Consider the following 21,827-nt stretch of genomic DNA (forward strand, 5'->3'; position numbering starts at 1 on the left):
TAGTATGAACATAACAATAAAAGCAACCGCTTTACTCGCGATTGTATGCTGCTCTGGTGTTGCAAATGTTTCGACGGTATTGGCTGGGGAAGAAAGGACAATCCCCCCAAAAGCGACTCCCGATGAGGCTCAAATTATGCATTGGCGAATGCCCGAAATAGAAAAACGGTTTATGGATATCCCTGAGTTAGATTCTCCTTACATAAGTACTTCGCCCATTGTTTTAGATGACGGTATCGCCGTTGGTCAATTCAGCCATAAAACTACCCATGCAAGTACCGATGAAGGTGATAAAGCTATCGAGGAAACGCCAATAATAACACTCGCCAAAGAGCTGGCAGCAGGTGATCACGGTAAATACGACAGCCTGTTAATTGCTAAAAGTGGCACTTTGGTGTTTGAGTCTTACTACAAAAGGGGCAGAGTCGATTTGCCTCATCCCCAATCTTCGGCCACAAAAAGTTATACCTCATTAGCCCTAGGCCGAGCGATTCAAATGGGATATTTATCAATGGATGATTTAGATAAACCGGTCATTAGTTTTTTTAACGATATCGATAGTACCAAGCTTGTGAAAGGCGCAGAAACGATCACGCTACACCACGCACTAACAATGACCACCGGTATCGATATTTCTGAGGAAGGGTGGGATGCCATAGCGACGAACCTAAAGCGTGTTAACGGGCAAGGTGAAATACAAGCTATTTTAGAAGACAGTGCGCCTGTCACTGAACAAACACAGGTTTTCAAATACGGTACGGGCCCTCAGTTTGTAATGCAGGTAATTGAAGCCGTAGTACCTGGTTCAGCTGAAGAATTCATCCGCACTGAGTTGTTTGGCAAGCTAGGTATCACAAACTACGATTGGCGCTTGGCACCCAGTGGCTTACCAGAATCAGGATGGAAAGTAAGCGTGACCGCCCGAGATATGCTTAAAGTAGGACTGCTCATTGACAATTATGGTAAATGGAAGGGGGAGCAACTTATCCCTAAAGCGTATTTGCAACGTGGCACCAGCAGACAAATATTGACCGGAGATGACGATATTTACGGCGGCGGTGAGTTAGTATCAAACCAAGGTTATGGCTATTTTTTCTGGGGAACAGACTTGGCACTAAAGGGTAAAAAGCACCATGCTTTTTCAGCCCAAGGAGGCGGCGGTATGTATATTCTATTGGTGAAAGATTTTGATCTTGTTGTGGTGGTCACCGCCCACGAACGAGAAGATGTTACGCAGCAATTGATTGCCGAGCGCATTCTGCCTTTGCTTTCCAAGCGTTAACGTAAATTAAAACGTTAAAGAATCTTGTAGTTCAAATAGCTTTTAAGAATGACGCTGAGTTAATCCCTCAGCGCAATGCGCAAATGGCGCCCGGTCAAAATGACGCGAGTTGCGCCCTTGGTTTCTCTGCGAATTGATGTTGTGAAGCTCATTAGGCGGTCTTTAGTGTTCTGCCCTCATGATATTTAGCTGAGCTCTTATCAGGTTGCTCAGCTATAAATCTATCCCCTTGAGACCCGCAGCTCGTTCAACAAATCCCCATACCGATTGTTGGGCTGTAGCTACTGGCAGAGGGGGCGTGCTTGTTAACGCAATTCTAACCCCCGACATCACACCAGAGAGCAACATAGACGCTAACATTAACGGGTTATGAGCAGCATCGATTTCACCTTTTCGCTGGGCATCGGCGATGTTTCTTGCTCCTAATTGCTCTAACCTGTCATTGCGTTGCAGTTCTTCTTTTGTGAACGCAGGGTCGGTGCGTAGCCGCGTTGCTGCAATCATTGCCACTGGGTCATCATAAAATAACGAGACCATGGCGTGTACCCGTGCTTTTTCTCTTTCTTTCCATGTGTCACCGTCAAAAGGTACGCCCGCAACCTTGTCGTCTAAATCGTGATAAAATTCATTTACGATGGCATTGATAAGCCCAGCTTTATTACCGAAATGATAGTATGTAAGTCCGTCAGATACCCCCGCTCGTTTGGCTACATTCGCCACGTCTAAATCCCCATTGCCGTTAACAATTTCAACTCTGGCCGCCTCTAATAAACGCTTTCGCGTGGACTTTTTCGCTGCTTTTTTTGTCATCACATGTCCTCTAATAGTCGTTTAGGATGCATGCCATTGACCATTCCAATAAACGGAGGGTGAATAGAAAACCCCAACATTCTGCGTATGTCCTCTGACAGATCCGCGACTACGTTTAATGGCGTACCCAAAAAATAGTTTTCTTGGGTGCGCAACCATGGCTCACAATATTGGCAGGTGACCGCAAGGCGATTAGCACTTGAGTGGTTTGCGCCTCCACCATGCCAAAACGTTCCAGGATAAAAGAGTACAGATCCCGCTTTCATAACTGCTGATTTCGCCTGCTCTGTTGTGGGCTTTTGGTTATCGTCCCATGTGTGGCTATTTGGCACGATTACGGTTGCGCCATTGGACTCTGTGAAATCATCAATTGCCCATATGGTAGCCGCGCCTAGCGGTGCCCGGGGTCGAGGGATAGGGTAAAAGCCATCATCGAAGTGCAGTGGCTGACCAGATTCGCCCGGTAACAAATTGATGACCTGCAATTGGGACAAAAGGTAATTTGGCATGAATAATTTGTTGAGTAAGGCAAGAATACGCGGGTGGTCAACTAAGCGATCCAGTGCTCTCGTTTTGTTCAGAACGCCATACAATCTCTGTGTTTTGTATCCTTCAAATGAATTCCTGCCAGTTTCATTTAGCAAAGGCGAAATTGAATTTTTAACCGTCGTAATTTCGTCTCCCGACAACACGTTTTCAATCACTATATAACCGTGTTCTTCCACGTGTTTTAGATCAGCTTGTGTCACATGTTCCGGTATCAATTTGACCTTCTCACTCTGGGTCTGTCGATACTTACCTGCATTGTCTCCTGCTACATATGCGTTATCGATATTTTTAGTTGCGAGCGTTGACATAGGGCCTCCTGAATTCACTTTACTGAGTTGAGTTCAACTCAAATTTAAACCCAATTAAATTACTGGTCAAATTTTAAGCATAAAAAGGAGCGTAAAAATTTATACAGGGTGAAACGCGGCTGAGTATAAAAGCGGAGGTCTAGTTACGATCAATATTTAATTACTGTGTTTGGATAAACAGATTTAGAGCGCATTTTAGATATACAAAAACATTGAGCTGCACTTTTATTGGTTTAAAGGTACAGGTTTAGCTTTCAAGAATTTAGGTTTTCAAAAAGTTTTAAAACTTAATGGATTGGGAGATTTAGTCATTTAGGGATTACTTTAAAATGAGATTCAAGGACACTTTGGCAAACCGCAGTGGTTTATCAATTAGATTAGAATGACTAACTTACTTTCATTTGCCAGTTGCAAACGCTTATCGTTATAATATAACATATCTAAAATAATGTTACATTATAACGATATGGATTCTGTGTGATAGAAATAGATCAGGCTAAGGCTGTCATTGAAGCAAGTTCGCTTTGCGTCAACATAAAAAATAACCCCATTTTGAAAAGTCTAAACTTCCGAGTTAAAGCCGGTGAAATATACGCTTTGCTCGGTGGCAATGGGGCGGGTAAATCAACCACACTGAAGACCCTTTTAGGGTTTAACGCCCCAAGCAGTGGCTCGGTAAAGGTAGATGGCAAAGAGGTTCTAGAAGCCCTGAATCATGTACGCAAAAAAACTGCTTACTTACCAGAATCAGCGACCTTATACACTCACCTTACCGCCAGAGAAAACGTCAAATATTTCTTATCTTTAGCGGATATTGAAAAAACAGATGCGGAGATTGACCAAGCGTTTGATCGCGTTGCTTTACAAACGAAAGCACGGGATCGTCACATGCAAACCTATTCAAAGGGCATGCGACAAAAAACCGCAATTGCGCTGGCCTTGTTGCGTGAAGCCCCGATATTTTTGTTAGACGAACCCACCTCGGGCCTCGACCCTGTGGCTATCGATGAATTTAACCAACTTGTGCGCGAACTTGCCTCCGGTGGCGCTACCATTTTAATGGTGACCCATGACGTATACGGTGCCTGCCAAGTAGCTGATCGTATCGGCTTGTTACGCGATGGCGAACTTGTGGGTGAATTTTCGGCTCCGCAAGACGGGCAAATTGAAACCGAGGAAGTACACGCGGCATTTGCCCAACGAGGCGCAGCGTGAGCGAGAATTCATCTTCAACAACACCTTTTGCAAAAATCATTATTGTCGCCAAAGACGAGTGGCGGTATTGGTTGCGCTCTAAATTGGCCATATCCGTGTTAGCTATCGGCTTATTGCTCACATTATCTTCTGTAATCGTTACCGCCATTAATACCATGGAGCTAAGCCATACTCGCCATGAATTACAAAACGATGCAGATCAAACGTTTGTTGACCAACCTGACAGGCATCCTCACAGAATGGTGCATTATGGGCATTATGCCTTTAGAGCCCCATCGCCATTAAGTGTTTTAGACCCTGGTGTTGATGCCTACACCGGAAATTCTATCTTTCTGGAAGGACACCGACAAAATAGTGCAATGTTCGCAGACCAAAAACAAGGCACAGCATTAACTCAGCTGGGTAGCCTAACACCCGCGTTTATCGTACAAACCTTGGCCCCGCTACTCCTCATTCTGATTGGCTATAGTTCGGTCAGTCGTGAGCGCGAATCTCAAACACTCACCTATCTTTTATCCCAAGGTACATCAGGGTTTACCCTAATTGCCGGCAAGGGCTTGGCGTTAATGTCGGTCATTGGCCTTATTTTAGTACCCTTGACCATCTCGGCGCTCTTTAGCCTACATGAAGGGGAAAGCGTCGCTGCTATCTTAGGCTTTATTTTAGGCTATGCGCTTTATCTAACAGTGTGGGCGTTATTAGTTTTGCTGTTTTCTAGCGCGCTTTCAAAAAACAGTGAGAGCTTTACTGCTTTAGCGCTCACTTGGATTTTACTGTGTGTGGTTATGCCGCGAGTCGCTAGTTCAACCGCAATCACAACGGTTCCGGCTGCAGGGAAACTAGAAACAGATTTCGCTGTAATCGCCGAGCTGCGAAAATTAGGTGACGGTCACAATGCCAACGACCCTGCCTTTGCGCAAATAAAAGCCTCTCTATTAGAAAAATACAATGTGGACTCAATTGAGCAGCTGCCAGTTAATTATAGAGGTGTCATCGCCATGACATCAGAAGCAAAATTAACAGAAGTGTTAAATGAATTTGCCGAGCAACGTATGCAAACTGTGTTAGCCCAAACCATTGTATCGAGGGATTTCGGTTGGTTATCACCTATGGTCGCTATTCGCTCATTATCAATGCTTACAGCTGGTACGAGCATAGAGACCCATCATAAGTTTTTACGTGAAGCGGAAGACCTGAGGTTCAATTTTGTTCAAGGCTTAAATAAAGTGCATGCAGAGCGGCTTACTTACCAAGATGACATGAATCGCAACAAAGATCTTGATTCGTCAAACAAAGCGCGGGTTGCAGCAAAAAACTGGCAAGTGTTAGACGATTTCGCGTTCGCTGTTGATAAGCCCAGCCTTCGATTACAACGCAGTGCACCTGCATTTTTACAACTGCTAGCGTGGATAGCAGTGCTCATTATTGCCATTCGTTGGGTAGGGAAACGCTTAGTATGAGTTATATGTTTAAACAACTTAGCCGTGAATGGCGATTTATGCTGCGCCAGAAGTACTTACTGGTGCTACTGGGCTGCGCTATTTTGATCTCTGGGTTTTCAGTACAAAGTGGCTTAAATGAGATTGAGCAACAGCAGCAAACCATTGAGCGCTTAACAGCAGCCGATGAGGCTGACCGTATTGACGCGCAGCATAAGCATGACGAATTTGGGATGTTGGCCTATTACACCTTCCATCTTACTTATTCAGCACCTTCGGATTTAGCCTTTGCGGCCTTGGGTGAACGCGATATTTACCCTTGGAAGCATCGTATCAAAATGCTCGCCATCGAAGGGCAGATATACGAAAGCGACACCCAAAATGCGGAACTAACCCAAGCGGGTAAAATTGACTTTTTGTTTGTTATCAGTGCGCTCTCGCCGCTTATTATTATCCTATTGTTCCATGACTTATTCGCTAACGAACGCAATAGTGGCAGGTACGATCTATTAGTCACCACGGCAAAATCACCGTGGGCATTGTGGGGAGCGCGGGGTGCGATACGTTTCATAGCCATTTTCTTGTGCTTAATGCTGCCATTTTATGTGGGCGCTTGGGTAAGTGGCACCTCACTGGCTGCGATAGGGCTTGTTTCTTTCTACTGCTTTATCTACTTAGCGTTTTGGGCATTGCTAAGCGTGTATTGGGGCAGGAACGCAAGTAGCGCCCCTAAGGTGGCATCTGGGTTAATAGGCATTTGGGTGTTGTTCGCCTTTATTACCCCTATTTTAGGTGACTTAACCATCAATAAATTTGTTCACTCTCCTAAAGGTGGCGACATAGTGTTTGCACAGCGAGAAGCCGTTAATGACGCATGGGATTTACCCAAGGAAGTCACTATGGATGCGTTCACCGCTACCTATCCTGAATGGAAAGACCATGTCGCCATGCAAAGTATGTTTGAATGGAAATGGTATTACGCCTTTCAACAGGTAGGTGACCAGATCGCGGCTTCAATGTCACAAGAATATCGCGATGCCGCTAAGAAGAAATATCAACTAGCTGGGTATGCATCCTTACTTTCCCCTCCCCTGTTATTGCAGCGCATTTTGACTCACCTTGCAGAAACGGACGCTGTTGCCGCGTTTAAATACGAGCAACAAGTACGGGACTTTCACCGAGAGCTTCGTTTGTTTCACTACCCTTTCCTATTTGCCCAAGGTGAGTTCAACAAGGGGGAACTAGCTAACATGCCAAGTTTTGAAAAATTCATTATTGAACAACAAGACGATCGGAATACAGATAGCGCTCAATCGACCAATAAATAACACTCAAACGATAAAGAAGGTTTTATCATGAACCCTGCAAAACACGGGCTAAAGCTCACTCATATCAGTGCTTGCTTAGCTAGCCTGTTAATTCATCACGGCGTTGCAGCAGATGAACAAGTCGCGTCACAAAACATCGACCAAGATGGTGCTATAGAAACCTTAAGTATTGTAGGGGCACGACAAGCGTATCAAGGTAACTTTAGTCCTTTAGAAACCCCCCAATCAGAATTGAAAATAAATTCTGAAGCATTAACAAATGCTGGGGCAATTGATTTAAACCAAGCATTAGATTTGTCAGCCTCTGTTGCCCGTCAAAATAATTTTGGAGGCCTGTGGAACAGCTTTGCACTACGCGGTTTTGTGGGTGATGAAAACCTACCCAGTAACTACTTGGTAAATGGCTTTAATGCAGGCAGAGGCTTTGGCGGCTCTCGTGACTTATCGGGCATAGAGTCAGTTGAAGTATTAAAAGGCCCACGTGCCGCACTATTTGGCCGTGGTGAACCAGGTGGCACTGTAAACTTAGTCACTAAACGCCCAACATTTGATACTACAGGTGAAATAAAAATATCTGCAGGAAGCTATGATACATACCGAGCTGATATAGATTACACCACCCCATTGACCGACGATGTAGCGGTGCGTTTGGTCGGCTTTTATGAAAATGCTGGCAGCTTTCGAGACACGATCGAAAGCAAGAAAGAGGGCTTTAGCCCTTCAATCGCATGGGAGATTAGCGATCAGAGCTCTCTGGTTTACGAATTAGAATACGCTCATCAAGAGGTACCCTTTGACCGAGGTGTGTTAGCGATAGATAACAAGCTTGGGGTCATTCCACAAAGCCGCTTTCTAGGTGAGCCCGCCGACGGGCCGATCGAAACTGACACGCTAGGGCATCAAGTAGAGTTTCAACATGATTTTGACGACAACTGGAGTTTATTATTAGGCGCCAACTATCGTGATACCTCATTAGAAGGCTTCGCGACGGAGACGGGTTTTTCTGGCGTGGTTGATGATGAAGTAAATCGTTTTCGCCGCTTCCGTGACTATGATGCTACATACCAAGTCTTTCGCGCTGAACTGACTGGTAACTTAGAAATAGCAGGTTTAGAGCATCGCTTAATCGTTGGTGTTGATTCAGACGAATTTGAGAATGACCAATTTGCTTTGCGTGACCGCACCACTGAGCAATACATCAACGTGTTCGCCCCGGTTTATAGTGCCGCTGATCAACTAGCGAATGACCTTTCGACTCAAATTGACCGCGTTGAAGTACAAGAATCCCTTGGTGTGTTTATACAAGATCAAATTAGCTTAACCGACAAGCTTGATCTGCGTATCGGCGCACGTTTTGACGACTATCAACAAACACTGAACAACCGCTCCTCTGATAGCCGCTCAAAGCAAGAGGAAACACGGGTCAGTCCGCAGTTTGGCATTGTGTATGAAGCATCCGAGACTCTGTCTCTGTATGCGTCTTATGGTGAAAACTTTCGCCCTTTATCCGGTACAGATAGCAATGGTGACGGCTTTGAGCCAAACCAGTCGACCTCTGCCGAGGCGGGCATCAAGTTCACCTTAAACGACGGCGCATTATTTGGAACGGTCTCCATATTCAAAGTCGAACAAGACAATCTTCTCGTGGTTGACGACCCAACCAGTTTCACTTACGCAGCGATTGGCGAGGCCGAAAGTCAAGGTGTTGAAATAGATATCAACGGCGAAATTGCGGATGGGTTAACCCTTTGGGCATCTTATGCTTATGTGGATGCGAAAACTAAAAACGCCTTCTTTGACGGCAACTTTGGTTACACTATTGAAGCTGGCACAGACTTACTCAATGTGCCTGAGCAACAACTTAGTCTTCAGTTAGTTCAATTACTTGAGTTAGATGGTAAAGCATTCGAAGTCGGAGGTGGCTTGGTGTACGTAGATAAAAGAAATGGTTACTTTGGCACCGATTTCACCCTACCTAGCTATACCATCGCCAGAACATTCGTCGCTTATGACATAACAGAATCGATTTCGTTACGAGCGGAGGTCGACAATTTATTTGATAAAGACTATTACACCAACTCATTCGCAGATGTTTGGGTACAGCCTGGCACCCCGCGCTGCTTTAGAGTGTCAGCCTCATACAACTTTTAAATCGGTAGCACGTCATTTGGCCCTGCGGTGCGGGTAAATTGACGTAAGTTTGCCTGCTGCATAGCCAGCTCGTAAAGCCTTAAAAAGCCTACAGACCTCAAAGTCTGTGGGCTTTTTATTAAGCACGGCTCAGCGAAGCTCAGACGATTTATGACACTGCCGCTTCGGGCAGCCCAAACGGGTTATCAATACTCTCGCTTGGCTGGGTAAACCAGCGAGGTCCACCGTCGGTCATATAAAAATGGTCTTCTAAACGAATACCGAATTCATCGGGTATGACCAGCATAGGCTCATTACTAAAACACATGCCAGCAGCAAGCGGCGTTTTGTTACCGCCAACTAAATACGGCCATTCGTGAATATCTAAACCTATGCCATGCCCGGTGCGATGTGGGCAACCTGGGGTCTGATACTCTGGGCCTAAACCTTGTGAGGCTAAATAGTGTCGCGCCGCTGCATCGACCTCTTCACATGGCACGTCTATTTGAGCTGCATTAAAAGCAGCGAGTTGTGCGGCTTTTTCATTGTTCCAGAACTGTCGTTGCCTGCTCGTTGGCGTGCCAAATACATAGGTACGGGTAATGTCAGATATATAGTCGTGCACTTTGCAGCCAGTATCGATTAACACAACATCTCCCTCTTTGAGGGTTTGCGGGTCTTTAACGCCATGCGGAAATGATGTTGCTACGCCAAACAGCACAATACAAAAATAATTACCCGGCGCACCGACCTTTTGGTGTGCTTGTTCAATGAAGGCTTCCACTTCTGTGGTGCTAATTCCCGGGCGCAACATACTTGCGGTGGCTTGATGCACAGCCAGTGTCATGTTCATGACCCCTTGCATTAACGCCAGTTCGTTATCAGACTTATGCATTCTACAATGGGCAGTCACCTCTTGTGCATTGATGAGGGTTAAGCCCGTTTGCGCTTTATTGATACCGTCAAATATAAAAAACTGTGCGCTTTCGTCTATGCCTATTTTAGCGGTATCAACTATTTCCAATTGTTTTAAAACATCAACAAATAAGCCATAGGGGTTTTCGTGTTCTTGCCATCCGTGTATCGGCCCATCTATGACTTTAAAACCATTTAGACTACCAATTTCAAAGTGAGGGGCGATATATTGCACCGCGCCTTTTGCTGGCAAAATTGCCCCCACCATACGCTCACTGGCATACCATTTCATGCCGGTAAAATACGTCAGGTTTGTGCCTGCATTCAGATAAATTGCATCAATCGTATTGGCTTGCATATACGCTTGGGCTTTAGCAATACGCAGCAAGTATTCCTCTGGCTGAATAGGCACAAGGTCTTGAGTCATATCGCTCAATGTGGCTAATGCTTGCTCGGGTGTTTGTGTTCCGATGCCTATGCCCGCTTCGCTGCTGGCTCCAGTGCTGCTTTCAAGAGTCCCCATTTTGTCTCCTATTGCTAGGCGCTGACTAAAAGTAAAGCCGAGCTACCTGTTAAGTGCTTAGTTAATGTGTAATGTAGGTGATGGTACCACTGACATTACTTAATCCGCACAGTGATAACTTACATGTTGTTTTGTCTGAAATTGAAAGGTTCGCGAGTTAACCTTGTTCGTTTCTCGTCTTCTGGCCTAAGGTACTTTTTTCGCCTTACTTATAAAACACACAGCTTTAAAAAGCGTTAAAAACAAGGCTGTTTCAATCCGCAGTAAATAACTTTGCTCGAACTGTTGCTCGGTATTCCCGAGGTGAGGTGGCCAGTAACTTCACAAACAAAGAGGTAAAATACCCCACATCTTGATAGCCAATTTTATCAGCTACTTCACTTACGTTTAAATTACTTGTTTGTAATAAATCTTTGGCTATTTCAATACGGACTTTTTGTAAATACTGCAGCGGTGTTTGTCCAGTGGCATTTTTAAAACGGCGGTTAAAGTTGCGTACACTCATTTCAAACCGCCCCGCTACCTCACTCACGTTAATTTGTCGGTTGTAATTGTCTTGCAGCCAAATTTGCGCTTGTACTATTTCCTCGTCAGGGTGCTGTTTTGTGCTGCCTTCAAAATAACTGGTTTTCTCATACGGGCGGCGAATTTCATGGGAAAAATTTCGTTCGACCACACTGGCTATCGCTTCGCCATAGAGTCGTTTCACAAAATGCACAGTGAGATCGGCCATCGCATTCACACTAGCCGAACAGTACAGGTTGCTAGCTTGGGTAATGAAGTATTGACGCTTTAATTTTACCCTTGGGTAGTCTCGTTGAAACTGATCAAAATAATGCCAATGGGTGGTAGCAGGTTTATCGTTGAGCAACCCTGCTTCAGCCAAGAAGCAACAGCCTGTGCCTACCGCAGAGAGCATCGCACCATTTTCATAAGCCTTACGTAACCACGCCAAAATTTCAGGATGTTTTTTCACAATTGGTCGCGGGTTTCGCCACAAAGCAGGTAAATAAATAATATCACTGTCGTCCACATCTGTGAGTTCGGTATCTGGTAACAATGAAAAGCCGATACTGGTTTTAATCGGCAATTTGTCTATCGACGTGGTTTGAATGAGCACGGGTTCAACTTGACTGCCTTCCTTTGCCCGAGCAGCACTTTCGGCTGCACGCAACATTTCAAAAGGCAAAGTAGCGCTAGTGGTCAGCATATTATCGCAAAGTAAAAAGGTAATTTTATGCATAACTCTGTTTAGTCAATTTGGATGATATCAGCCAAAGATAGCGAACTAACGGCTTAAAAACCACGCTTTATGGCCAATATAGCCCTGCCAGAACGCTAACCTAGGCAGTAAACTGCTGGCATTCAAACATTTGGTAGCTTAAATATGTCTTCATTACCGGTCATCGTTGGGTTTGGTGGTTTTAATGCCGCAGGTCGCAGTTCGTTTCATCATGCTTATAAACGAATGGTAATTGAAAGCTTGCCAGCGAATGAACGAGAAGAAACCTTGCTTGGTTTGGCCACAATGATGAAGTTAGTTCGTTTCGAAAACGGGCGCTTTATTGATAACGCAATCGAAAGTAATCAACAAGCCTTAACGCCAGAAGAAGTGGTTGAACGTTTTTCAGAGCAAATTCTAAATTCGACTCTCATTCGCACCATCGAAAAAAGCCATTTTGATGTTAATGCCGTGCATTGGCAGAAAAACGTCACTATGCACTCAGCAGAAAAAGCCGGGATTTGTTTTGAATTAACACGTAAACAATTACCTGAGCCCATACCATCAAATTGGCAGTTAACTGATATTGATAAAAACCGAGTGAGCGTTGAAATAATCGGCGAAGTCGATTTCAAAATAGCCAGTTACCGTGAATGCCCAGTGAAAGTAGCAGGGCAATTACCTAGCGGATTTAACCCCGAAGATCACTACAATGCCCGCTTTCATCCTCGCGCCTTACAAATGGCCATTATGGGCGCCTCAGATGCCATTCGCTCATTAGGTATGGAATGGAACACAATCGCCGATGCGGTCAAACCAGACGAAATAGGGGTATACGCCAGTAATGCCATGTCGCAACTGGATGAAAACGGTTTTGGTGGCATGTTGCAATCACGCTTAAAAGGCGGCCGGGTCAGTACTAAGCAGTGCCCATTAGGTTTAAACACTATGCCAGCTGATTTTGTGAATGCTTATGTGTTAGGTAACGTAGGTCATACGAGTGCAATTGTTGGAGCCTGTGCCAGTTTCCTTTATAACCTCAGTGCAGCCATTGAAGATATAAAAAGTGGTAAGCGCCGCGTAGCTGTCGTTGGCAATGCCGAAGCCCCGATTTTACCTGAAGTAATTGATGGTTATGCCACCATGGGCGCACTTGCCAGTGAAGATAATTTAAAGCGTTTAGACAAATCTGATACCGTTGACCATCGCCGCGCTAGTCGACCTTTTGGCGAAAATTGTGGTTTTACCATCGCCGAATCGACCCAGTACGTGGTGTTAATGGACGATGCCTTAGCGTTAGAGTTAGGGGCGGATATTCATGGCGCAGTGAGCAATGTATTCATTAACGCTGACGGTTATAAAAAATCCATATCAGCACCCGGCCCAGGTAACTACATCACCATGGCGAAAGCTGTCGCTGCGGCCCGTGCGATCGTGGGTGAAGAGTCTGTTCGCGAGCGCTCGTTTATTCAAGCTCATGGTTCAAGTACGCCAGCTAACCGCACCACAGAATCTCGTATTTTCCATGATGTGGCTAAGATTTTTGATATTCAAAACTGGCCAGTCACTGCGGCAAAAGCCTACGTGGGTCATCCGTTGTCGCCGGCGAGCGCCGAACAGTTAGTGGTGAGTCTTGGGGTGTTTAAACATGGGTTTATTCCGGGTATTAAAACCATCGATAAAGTGGCAGATGATGTGTTTGATGAACGCTTAAATATCTCAATAACAGATATCGACAAAGGTGCAGGGAATGTTGACGTTGCCTTCTTAAACTCCAAGGGATTTGGCGGTAACAACGCCACTGCAACGTTATTATCGCCTCAGGTTGTCAATAGCATGCTCGCTAAGCGATACAGCAGTGAAGATATTGTGGCCTATGAATCCCGCCGTGAGCAAGTACGTGAAAAAGCCAAGACCTATGATCTATCCGCTAGCCAAGGCAACTTTGATACTATTTATCATTTTGGCCAGGATCTTATTAAAGAGGATGAGATTCAAATGACCGAACAAGAAATTCGTATTGCAGGATTTGCCAATCCGATCGACTTAAGAATGAAAAACCCTTTTGAAGATATGATTTAGAAAAAATAAAAAATAGGAAAATACAGAGAGATGCAGCAGAAAAATCCGGCCAACGTTGCCGGATTTTTCACATAAGAGGCGTACATCCGATATAAAAATAGATAACTTTTAGCCACTTTATTTTAATTGGCGGCAAGCTGTCGATTTGGTTTATCATCGATGAACTCTCCTTACTTCTCTATCACTCCTTATACCCATTACAATCATGGAAAACCAAAAAATGACTGATTTGAAAAAAGCGCTATCAGTTACGCCAGTCGCGCGCACTGAACCGTGGTGGCAAGAGCGGCATTTACAAAAACTGGATGAGAAAAAAGCATTTAACGATGATGTGGATTTGTTGTTCTTGGGGGATTCCATTACCCACTCCTGGGAAGATACCGGCGCGGCGACTTGGAACAAACATTATGCCCATTTAAAACCTTTAAACTTAGGTTTTTCAGGCGACTGCACTGAGCATTTGTTATGGCGCTTACAAAACGGTGAAATCGACAACCTAGCGCCTAAACTCACTGTGATATTAATTGGCACCAATAACGCTGGGCATAGAGTGGAATCACCAGAAGATACAGCAGCTGGCGTCAAAGCTGTTTTAGACGAGGTACGAAGCCGTTTACCTAATAGCAAAATACTCTTATTAGCTACCTTTCCTCGCAGCAAAAGTAAGAATGCGCCCATGCGAAAAAGAGTGAATGCCATCAACGATTTAGTGCAACGCTTCGCTGACAATGAAAATGTGTTCTGGTTAAACATAGGCCAAGTCTTTTTAACTGAAGATGGAACAGTGTTAGACACCGTCATGCCAGATTTTTTGCATTTAACCAGTGAACAATACCAAGTCTGGGCAGAAGCCATGCAAAGTACTATTACTAGGTTAATGCGCTAGTCAAAGCGCACTTGGCAAACAGTATCACTTTGACGGTTCATAATAGAGTCAGTGGAGAATATGAGCCTAGTTATTTTAATTAGGTGTGCCACATCGGTGAGGCTCTGTATCTTACGTATTACCTAGGTCACTGCTTCTCCTGAGATTTAAGAGCTAGTACTAAAAGCCACGAAGTCCTGTTCTCATTTTCGCCCATTCCCTGCTGTTGATGCAGCGCGTTAGCCCATTCGCACCTTTTAATTAAACTCATGTCGTGAAGCTAGTTCGGACCAAACCCGTGGTAATTTTTTACTCAATAAACTTTGCGAAATTGAGATTCCTTATTAATCTTAAGTGTACTCACATGCAATATTAATGGACGTCGATATTGCTCATTTTGCCACGCATACAAGGAAGACTAATATGAAAAACCCAACTGTTATCACCTTTTTACTTTCGAATATCTTGCTTTTGTTATTGCTATCGGGCTGCTCTTCACAACCGATATTGTTAGCTGATTTTGACAATGACGCTACGGGCAACCTCCCCGATCTAACGCTTACTGGCGATCCTACAGGTGATGAAATCACGTGGTCTGGCAGTACAGCTAATAGCTCAGCATCGCTAGCTCCATTAAAAGTGATTGCAGACGTTAATGGCGAGGATGGCGACAACATCTTGCGCCTGTTTCACGCAACGAGTGTACAAGCGATAGGCTCTCACTTAGGCTTTCATGCGCGACCAACTACGGAGCCAGATGGCATTTATAACGTTTTTTGGGACGGTGTCATTGAGTATCCAGGTAATCGCTCATCTCAAGCACTTTTCATTGCGGTTTATAGGACGGCTCAATGGCATGCCTATTCTCTCGTCGGTTTGCGTATTTATCGCACACCTGATGGACCTGGCGAGGGTTGGACGAGCGTGAATGTAATAGACCAAAATGGGCCAGAAAGACGAATAGGGTATATACGTGAGGATTTGCCTCATTCTGGGGTGTTTGTGATAAATCTCGATACTCAAAAATACAGTCTCCTTTTTGGCGGCCTTTCTGCGACTGGCGACCTGCCCTCCGATTCGACTATTGACCGCTTGAGCCTATATTTGAGTTACTCTCCCACCGATCGCCAAGATGACTCATCTGGCCTAGGGACTTACTACATTGATAACGTAAAAATGCTACAAGGTGAAACTGATGAAGATTAAAACCCGGATCACTTAAATTTGATTTCATATCTGACAAATGACTTTTGTGAAGGGAAATAATTCCATTTGTGATAAGCAAAGGCGGCGATGCTTCTTCGCGGCGTTCCGCCTACGACTTCTTGAACACCAGCTAAATGCCTATAGTTTGTGATTTCCGATAATTTTTATCTCGCCCTTAAAAAGTCTTTGTCCAGCGCGCCTGAAATATTACGTAGTTCGTAATCAATAATCTCAGCTGTGCGTTTTGCCCCAGCGGTGTTGGTTATCTGAGCTATAGCACTAATGATCAACGCTTCTAGTGCGTCGCTGTCGTTAATGTTCTCCTCGCTCGCTGCTGCTAAAGCATCGGCTATACATTGCTTGGCAATACTGTATTTACTCATTTTGGCTCTCCTTAAAAAAAGCCCTAAAATGGAAAAGGTAAGGGCCAGAATCGCCGGCCCTTATCGTTTACGTACTCACGCTATATTGGTTAATTAACCTTTGTTGCGCTCATATTCCCGTACTTCATTTCGCCCCACCACCATATGATGTACCTCATCTGGGCCGTCAGCGTAACGTAAGGTACGCTGACCAGCGTACATGGCAGAAAGCGGTGACCACTGTGAAATACCGGTAGCCCCATGCATTTGCATGGATTGGTCGATAATTTCACATACACGCTCAGGTACCATCGCTTTGATCATGTGGATCCAAATACGGGCTTCTTGATTACCCAATACATCCATGGCTTTAGCGGCTTTAAGTACCATCATGCGCATGGCTTCAATGTCGATTCGCATCTTCGAGATAACTTCAACATTTTTACCCAATTGATATATCTTTTTACCGAAGGCTTCTCTTGTCGTTGAACGCTCGAGGGCAAGCTGCAAGGCTTCTTCCGCTTGTCCAATTGAACGCATACAATGGTGAATACGTCCTGGTCCTAAGCGTACTTGAGAGATTTCAAAACCACGGCCTTCACCTAACAACATATTGGTTTTAGGCACACGTACGTTTTCAAGTTTGATATGCATGTGCCCATGAGGGGCGTGGTCGTGACCAAAGACATGCATTGGGCCAACTATCGTGACGCCTGGGGTATCCAGTGGCACAAGAATTTGCGACTGTTGTTTGTGTGTAGGGGCATCTGGGCTGCTTTTCACCATGCATATCATGATTTTACAACGGGGGTCACCGGCACCAGAGATATAGTACTTCTCGCCGTTGATGACCCAGTCATCGCCATCTTCAACCGCCAATGTTGAAATGTTTTTCGCATCAGAAGAGGCAACATTAGGCTCTGTCATACCAAAGCAAGAGCGAATTTCACCCCGTAGCAATGGCTGTAACCATTTTTCTTTCTGCTCAGGTGTGCCTACACGCTCTAGCACTTCCATATTACCTGTGTCAGGTGCTGAACAGTTTAATGTCTCTGACGCTAAAGGCGCTTTACCCAGTTCAACGGCAATATAGGCATAATCCAAATTCGTTAGGCCTTGCCCTGTTTCTGCATCAGGCAAGAAGAAATTCCACAGGCCAGCTTCTTTCGCTTTGTTTTTAGCCCCTTCTAACAACTCCATTTGACGATCAGAGTAACTCCAGCGGTCCGCAAGCTTTTCACCAATGGAGTAAAATTCTTCTTGGATCGGGATAACATTCTCTTCAATGTGCTTCTTTACCGCCAGGTAAAGTGGACGCACATCATCAGACATACGCAAATCGTTTAAATCTTCAGTCGACATATTTACTTCCTTAAAATTGAGTGAAATCTGCCGTGTTTTATTGTTACTTCACGACACGAATCTTGCAGCTTAAAACGATAAAAAATCAGTCAAAATATAATATGTAAACAAAGTGTAAATAGCTATAGGAAATTAGTACAAGAATCTGAAATTATTGATATTTTTAAAAATTAGGCGGTTCAAGGACGACGTTATAAAAGTGAATTATAGAGGTGTATCACCGTTAGTTTTTAAAATTGCGTTTTACACTTATTTCGTGTAAATCTGTGGTAAGTATTCACTCGTACAACAAAAGTGATTTTTTGAAAAAACTGCCAGTAACGCAACTTTTCGCCCCGTGTTTTTAATTAAAAAATCTTATCTAGGCACCTTATTGAGATGCCTGTTTCTCGACTGCCAATTCCCAGCTTTAAGCTCTCAAATTCAAAATATTTAATTTCCAAATCTTACTTGGCATAAATCTATACGAAAAGAGCCATTCTAGTCTGAGTGCATAAGGCTGCGGTAGAGCACCATTTGGCACCGCGATCCCTAACCGGTAAAAGTCACTGCACTGGCACTAACATAACAATTTGATGTATTGTCTTGACTTATACTAAGGATCAGGAGTATCTTTGCGCCGAGCTTGAGAAGAAGCTTATTTTTGTGAATCCCACGATGTTAGATATTTGTAGTACTCTAGTTTTATTAGTTTATTTTTAATTCTTCGCGTTATCCTCAGTAAAATATTCGTTTTCCTCATATGCTTTATTGCCACTAATTTTTGGCGCACTTATTAATTATTTCTAGGATATCTATTATGTCTACTAAAACTACCGGTTCTGTAAAATGGTTCAACGAAGATAAAGGTTTTGGCTTTATCGAGCAAGAATCTGGTCCTGACGTTTTCGCTCATTTCAGCGCAATCGTTAGCGAAGGCTTTAAAACATTGGCTGAAGGCCAACGTGTAGAGTTTACCGTTACTCAAGGCCAAAAAGGCCCTCAAGCTGAAAACATCGTTTGTATCTAAACCTTGTTAAGCTGCGTAGTTAAATACTGCGCTATGGTTTCACTCATTCTCAGTGATGAGTGAAACAAATATTATGTTTATCTCAAACTAGTATTGAATACCCTGTTAAACGAGTTTAAAAAACCTCGTCTTTATTTTTCGGCTCATATTCCGAGTCATCCCGCCTTATGCTTCAACCCGTATTCCTTTTCCTACATTAAGAATTTTATATCCCTAATTTGAAAATACCCAGTACAAAGCAATCGGCGGCTCAAAGAGAATTTTATTAATTTGAATCAAACCGCACAATTATCCACCATCCGTACGTATGACAACCCAATCCCTGGCCGCGAATTCATTCTTAGTCTTTTTAGTAGCTTAAAAAAACACTTAAATCGCGAACAAATAGCAGATGCTTTAGCACTAAATTCCCCTCAAGAAAAAGAAGCGCTCAGAAGACGTTTGCGTGCAATGGAGCGTGATGGCCAACTGTCATTTCAACGCAAAGGTTATCAATTAATTGATCCTGATTCGCTGCTTAGCGGCCCTATCAGTATTCACCCTGAGGGTTTTGGCTTTGTTACCTATAGCGATATCGAAAAAGACATCTTTCTGCCAAAGAACCAGCTCAAACACGTATTTGATGGTGATGTGGTACAAGTGCTAGTAGAGCCTGGGAAAAACGCAAAACGTACCTACAGCAACCTGATTAAAGTACAGCGACGCAACACTACCCACGTCGTGGGCATGCTGCAGCGTGAAGGTAAGTTTTACTTTCTAGTGCCCGACGACATTAAAGTTTCACATAAAATCCATGTTGAGCACAGTTCCATAAACCAAGCGCGTGTCGGCCAATATGTCAGTGGCAAAATTACCCGCTACCCTGACTTTCGCCAAGAAACTCAAGTTGAAATTGTTGAAGTGCTGGGCAATGCGACCGATGCGGGCATAGAAAGCACATTGACGCTTCATCGCCACGGTATTTCTGACCAGTGGGAGAAAGCATTGCTCGACAAAGCGAATACTCATGGCGCGCGAGTATCACAAGCCGACAAAGCACAGCGCGTAGATTATCGCAGCTTGGCGTTTGTCACTATCGATGGGGCTGATGCGAAGGACTTTGATGATGCCGTTTATTGCGAGAAAACTGATGCAGGAGATTGGCGCTTATTAGTCGCAATAGCTGACGTGTCGCATTATGTGTTACCCAACGACCCATTGGATATTGAAGCGCAAGCGCGCGCCACATCGATTTATCTACCGGGTCAGGTTGTGCCTATGCTGCCCGAGGCTTTATCTAACGGTTTGTGCTCGTTGAATCCACATGAAGACCGCTTGGTGATGATGTGTGAGATGATTATCAATGCAAAAGGGCTCGTTACACAGGCTAATTTTAGCGAAGGCGTGATTCAATCTCATGCTCGGCTAACTTACAATCAAGCGAACGCGCTTGTCACTCAGCCCAAGAGTAAGCTTGCCAAAACTACCGCTGCTTCTAGCCCAGCAATTGTGCCCCATGTGAAAAACCTACATGCTCTTTTCCAAGTTCTGCTCAAACAGCGTAAGCAGCGCGGTGCGATTGACTTCGAAACACGAGAACTCGCACTCAAGCTCAATAAACACAAAAATATTGCGAGTATTTCACCGTTAAAACGAAACGACGCTCACCGAATGATCGAGGAGTTTATGTTATGCGCGAATGTCGCCACGGCACAATTTTTACAACGTCATAAAATTCCTAGTTTATTTAGAGTGCACTCAGGCCCACAACAAAAGAAACTCACTGCATTACGCGCATTTTTGACTGAGAAAGGCTTAACCCTTGACGGCGGAGATAGCCCAAGTTCGCATCACTATAATGATTTGTTGAAAAAAGTGAGCCACAGGCCTGATGCCAAACTCATTCAAATGCTGTTATTACGCTCGCAAAGTCAGGCGGAATACTCCCCCGTGAACCAAGGGCACTTTGGTTTAGCCTATGACGCGTATGCACATTTTACCTCACCCATAAGACGCTACCCAGATTTGTTAACCCATCGCGCGATAAGAGCAACGCTACGAAGCAATAAATCCGCTAATGACACTAGCAAGTCTGAATCCGGTTTCAAACGGTTATTGCGTCAGTTAAAACTCAGCGTATCAACCAGCAAGGCTGTGCCGAATAATGCATTCCCCTACACGGCAGAAAAGGTAGCGCTTTTAAGTCATCATTGTTCGGGGCAATCACGTTTAGCTGATACGGTTAGCCGAGAAGTCGAAAATGCCCTTATGTGTAAATACATGCAACCTTTTATCGGGGACTCTTTTAGTGCTTCTATATCAGGAATGAATAATGCTGGTTTTTTCGTCACGCTTGAAAACACGGGGGCAGAAGGTTTAGTCAGTATGATGAGTCTAACAGGTGACGCATATACGCTTGACGCCCAAAAACAGTTAATCACTAACGGGCAACAAACTCACCGCATAGGCGATGATTTAACGGTCGTGTTAAAAAGTGTTGATTTACGCGCCCGAAAAATGAGCTTTGAAGTGGCATAAAGCACGCTGGAAAATTGTCTATGGGCGAGTTTTATTGGAAATGGCTTTAACTGTTTTTTACTCGCTATGGCGCTTTGACGTTCAGCTGGCGAAATAACCAAAATAGATAGAAAGGCAAAGCGGCTATACACGACCCAACAAACGCTATCCCCATATCTTTTTGCGCATCCCATATATCTCCTTGTGTTCCTAGATACGAATCCCCCTCAGCTGGGAAGAAAATATCGGCAACCAGCCACTCTAAAATTTCATACAGGGCACTGATTGACAGTATAAGAGTGATGGGCAGAAAGAAGGCAATTCGCGGTGGGTATTTTATCCATATTGAAAAGCACTCTTTCATGGGATAGTAGAGTAAAAGACCGAAGCTAAAATGGACAAGACGATCATATTGGTTTCTAGGCGAATGAAAAACATCTTGAAAATAAAACCCTAGAGGGTTCTCGGCATAAGTATATTTTGAACCATATACATGTAAGCATAAAAACACACAGAGCAAAAAATAACTCACAATACTGAACTTGTATTTTTTGTAGGTAATGATTAAAAACAGCAGCGAGATGACCGTCAGCGTATTTTCAATAAGCCAATTTGCAACGTCGGTAGTGCCAATAATTGAATTGGCCCATACAAGTGTAAACACCAATATGAACAGCAGCAACCAACCTAAATCTGTTGTCTCACTGCTGCCGTTTACCATTTA

Annotated in this window: 17 protein-coding genes; 10 read left to right on the top strand and 7 right to left on the bottom strand. The window is 44.2% G+C overall.

Annotation, left to right across the window (positions count from 1 at the left end; genetic code table 11):
* Positions 1 to 4 precede the first annotated feature (4 nt).
* Entirely contained in the window at positions 5 to 1,282 is a 1,278-nt protein-coding gene (locus GMES_RS06085; RefSeq protein WP_006991730.1) for a serine hydrolase domain-containing protein, read from the top strand.
* Between the two features lie 213 nt (positions 1,283 to 1,495).
* Here the strand turns inward: GMES_RS06085 and GMES_RS06090 are convergent, their stop codons facing one another.
* Positions 1,496 to 2,092 carry a TetR/AcrR family transcriptional regulator gene (locus GMES_RS06090; protein WP_006991731.1) on the bottom strand — a complete coding sequence of 199 codons (597 nt, stop codon included), beginning with the start codon at positions 2,090 to 2,092 and terminating at the stop codon, positions 1,496 to 1,498.
* Positions 2,092 to 2,949 (bottom strand): phytanoyl-CoA dioxygenase family protein, encoded by an 858-nt coding sequence (locus tag GMES_RS06095; protein WP_006991732.1) that lies wholly within the window; start codon positions 2,947 to 2,949, stop codon positions 2,092 to 2,094. Before GMES_RS06095 ends, GMES_RS06090 begins: the two co-directional genes overlap by 1 nt.
* A 477-nt stretch (positions 2,950 to 3,426) precedes the next feature.
* On the opposite strand from GMES_RS06095, the gene GMES_RS06100 reads away from it, so the two are divergent.
* The 4 genes from GMES_RS06100 to GMES_RS06115 are packed head-to-tail and all read left to right on the top strand — an operon-like array spanning position 3,427 to position 9,082.
* A complete protein-coding gene (locus GMES_RS06100; RefSeq protein WP_006991733.1) occupies positions 3,427 to 4,164 on the top strand; it encodes an ABC transporter ATP-binding protein in 738 nt (245 codons plus the stop codon).
* Positions 4,161 to 5,624 carry an ABC transporter permease gene (locus tag GMES_RS06105; RefSeq protein ID WP_006991734.1) on the top strand — a complete coding sequence of 488 codons (1,464 nt, stop codon included), beginning with the start codon at positions 4,161 to 4,163 and terminating at the stop codon, positions 5,622 to 5,624. The genes GMES_RS06100 and GMES_RS06105 overlap by 4 nt, the downstream gene beginning before the upstream one ends.
* Complete coding sequence (locus GMES_RS06110; protein ID WP_006991735.1) at positions 5,621 to 6,931, top strand: DUF3526 domain-containing protein; 1,311 nt, start codon at positions 5,621 to 5,623, stop codon at positions 6,929 to 6,931. The genes GMES_RS06105 and GMES_RS06110 overlap by 4 nt, the downstream gene beginning before the upstream one ends.
* Before the next feature lie 27 nt (positions 6,932 to 6,958).
* Complete coding sequence (locus GMES_RS06115; RefSeq protein ID WP_006991736.1) at positions 6,959 to 9,082, top strand: TonB-dependent siderophore receptor; 2,124 nt, start codon at positions 6,959 to 6,961, stop codon at positions 9,080 to 9,082.
* Between the two features lie 148 nt (positions 9,083 to 9,230).
* Here the strand turns inward: GMES_RS06115 and GMES_RS06120 are convergent, their stop codons facing one another.
* On the bottom strand, positions 9,231 to 10,499 hold the full coding sequence (locus GMES_RS06120; RefSeq protein WP_006991737.1) for a M24 family metallopeptidase: 1,269 nt from the start codon (positions 10,497 to 10,499) through the stop codon (positions 9,231 to 9,233).
* Between the two features lie 253 nt (positions 10,500 to 10,752).
* A complete protein-coding gene (locus GMES_RS06125) occupies positions 10,753 to 11,742 on the bottom strand; it encodes a GlxA family transcriptional regulator (protein ID WP_006991738.1) in 990 nt (329 codons plus the stop codon).
* Between the two features lie 144 nt (positions 11,743 to 11,886).
* On the opposite strand from GMES_RS06125, the gene GMES_RS06130 reads away from it, so the two are divergent.
* The 3 genes from GMES_RS06130 to GMES_RS06140 all read left to right on the top strand — a co-directional run bounded on the left by GMES_RS06130 (position 11,887) and on the right by GMES_RS06140 (position 15,874).
* Complete coding sequence (locus tag GMES_RS06130) at positions 11,887 to 13,803, top strand: beta-ketoacyl synthase (protein WP_006991739.1); 1,917 nt, start codon at positions 11,887 to 11,889, stop codon at positions 13,801 to 13,803.
* 220 nt (positions 13,804 to 14,023) lie between these two features.
* Positions 14,024 to 14,689: a platelet-activating factor acetylhydrolase IB subunit gene (locus GMES_RS06135; RefSeq protein WP_006991740.1), complete on the top strand. Its 666-nt coding sequence runs from the start codon at positions 14,024 to 14,026 to the stop codon at positions 14,687 to 14,689.
* Positions 14,690 to 15,091: 402 nt separating this feature from the next.
* Positions 15,092 to 15,874 carry a hypothetical protein gene (locus tag GMES_RS06140; protein WP_006991741.1) on the top strand — a complete coding sequence of 261 codons (783 nt, stop codon included), beginning with the start codon at positions 15,092 to 15,094 and terminating at the stop codon, positions 15,872 to 15,874.
* 164 nt (positions 15,875 to 16,038) lie between these two features.
* Here GMES_RS06140 and GMES_RS06145 read toward each other — a convergent pair whose 3' ends face one another.
* Positions 16,039 to 16,257: a hypothetical protein gene (locus GMES_RS06145; RefSeq protein ID WP_006991742.1), complete on the bottom strand. Its 219-nt coding sequence runs from the start codon at positions 16,255 to 16,257 to the stop codon at positions 16,039 to 16,041.
* Between the two features lie 93 nt (positions 16,258 to 16,350).
* On the bottom strand, positions 16,351 to 17,598 hold the full coding sequence (locus GMES_RS06150) for an acyl-CoA dehydrogenase family protein (RefSeq protein WP_006991743.1): 1,248 nt from the start codon (positions 17,596 to 17,598) through the stop codon (positions 16,351 to 16,353).
* A gap of 799 nt (positions 17,599 to 18,397) precedes the next feature.
* On the opposite strand from GMES_RS06150, the gene GMES_RS06155 reads away from it, so the two are divergent.
* Both GMES_RS06155 and rnr read left to right on the top strand, forming a co-directional pair.
* Positions 18,398 to 18,607 carry a cold-shock protein gene (locus tag GMES_RS06155; protein WP_006991744.1) on the top strand — a complete coding sequence of 70 codons (210 nt, stop codon included), beginning with the start codon at positions 18,398 to 18,400 and terminating at the stop codon, positions 18,605 to 18,607.
* Positions 18,608 to 18,877: 270 nt separating this feature from the next.
* Entirely contained in the window at positions 18,878 to 21,124 is a 2,247-nt protein-coding gene (rnr, locus tag GMES_RS06160; RefSeq protein ID WP_006991745.1) for a ribonuclease R, read from the top strand.
* A gap of 64 nt (positions 21,125 to 21,188) precedes the next feature.
* Here rnr and GMES_RS06165 read toward each other — a convergent pair whose 3' ends face one another.
* A complete protein-coding gene (locus tag GMES_RS06165; RefSeq protein ID WP_006991746.1) occupies positions 21,189 to 21,824 on the bottom strand; it encodes a DUF2238 domain-containing protein in 636 nt (211 codons plus the stop codon).
* Positions 21,825 to 21,827 lie beyond the last annotated feature (3 nt).

Origin of the sequence: Paraglaciecola mesophila KMM 241 (assembly GCF_000315015.1) — a bacterium.
Classification (GTDB): Bacteria; Pseudomonadota; Gammaproteobacteria; order Enterobacterales; family Alteromonadaceae; genus Paraglaciecola; species Paraglaciecola mesophila.

Excerpts from the sequence above, each read along its gene's own strand:
- GMES_RS06130 (WP_006991739.1), top strand. The coding sequence starts at position 11,887 with ATGTCTTCATTACCGGTCATCGTTGGGTTTGGTGGTTTTAATGCCGCA.
- GMES_RS06085 (WP_006991730.1), top strand. The coding sequence starts at position 5 with ATGAACATAACAATAAAAGCAACCGCTTTACTCGCGATTGTATGCTGC.
- GMES_RS06125 (WP_006991738.1), bottom strand. The coding sequence starts at position 11,742 with ATGCATAAAATTACCTTTTTACTTTGCGATAATATGCTGACCACTAGC.
- GMES_RS06165 (WP_006991746.1), bottom strand. The coding sequence starts at position 21,824 with ATGGTAAACGGCAGCAGTGAGACAACAGATTTAGGTTGGTTGCTGCTG.
- GMES_RS06110 (WP_006991735.1), top strand. The coding sequence starts at position 5,621 with ATGAGTTATATGTTTAAACAACTTAGCCGTGAATGGCGATTTATGCTG.
- GMES_RS06120 (WP_006991737.1), bottom strand. The coding sequence starts at position 10,499 with ATGGGGACTCTTGAAAGCAGCACTGGAGCCAGCAGCGAAGCGGGCATA.
- GMES_RS06140 (WP_006991741.1), top strand. The coding sequence starts at position 15,092 with ATGAAAAACCCAACTGTTATCACCTTTTTACTTTCGAATATCTTGCTT.
- GMES_RS06145 (WP_006991742.1), bottom strand. The coding sequence starts at position 16,257 with ATGAGTAAATACAGTATTGCCAAGCAATGTATAGCCGATGCTTTAGCA.
- GMES_RS06090 (WP_006991731.1), bottom strand. The coding sequence starts at position 2,092 with ATGACAAAAAAAGCAGCGAAAAAGTCCACGCGAAAGCGTTTATTAGAG.
- GMES_RS06155 (WP_006991744.1), top strand. The coding sequence starts at position 18,398 with ATGTCTACTAAAACTACCGGTTCTGTAAAATGGTTCAACGAAGATAAA.
- GMES_RS06150 (WP_006991743.1), bottom strand. The coding sequence starts at position 17,598 with ATGTCGACTGAAGATTTAAACGATTTGCGTATGTCTGATGATGTGCGT.
- GMES_RS06135 (WP_006991740.1), top strand. The coding sequence starts at position 14,024 with ATGACTGATTTGAAAAAAGCGCTATCAGTTACGCCAGTCGCGCGCACT.
- GMES_RS06115 (WP_006991736.1), top strand. The coding sequence starts at position 6,959 with ATGAACCCTGCAAAACACGGGCTAAAGCTCACTCATATCAGTGCTTGC.
- GMES_RS06095 (WP_006991732.1), bottom strand. The coding sequence starts at position 2,949 with ATGTCAACGCTCGCAACTAAAAATATCGATAACGCATATGTAGCAGGA.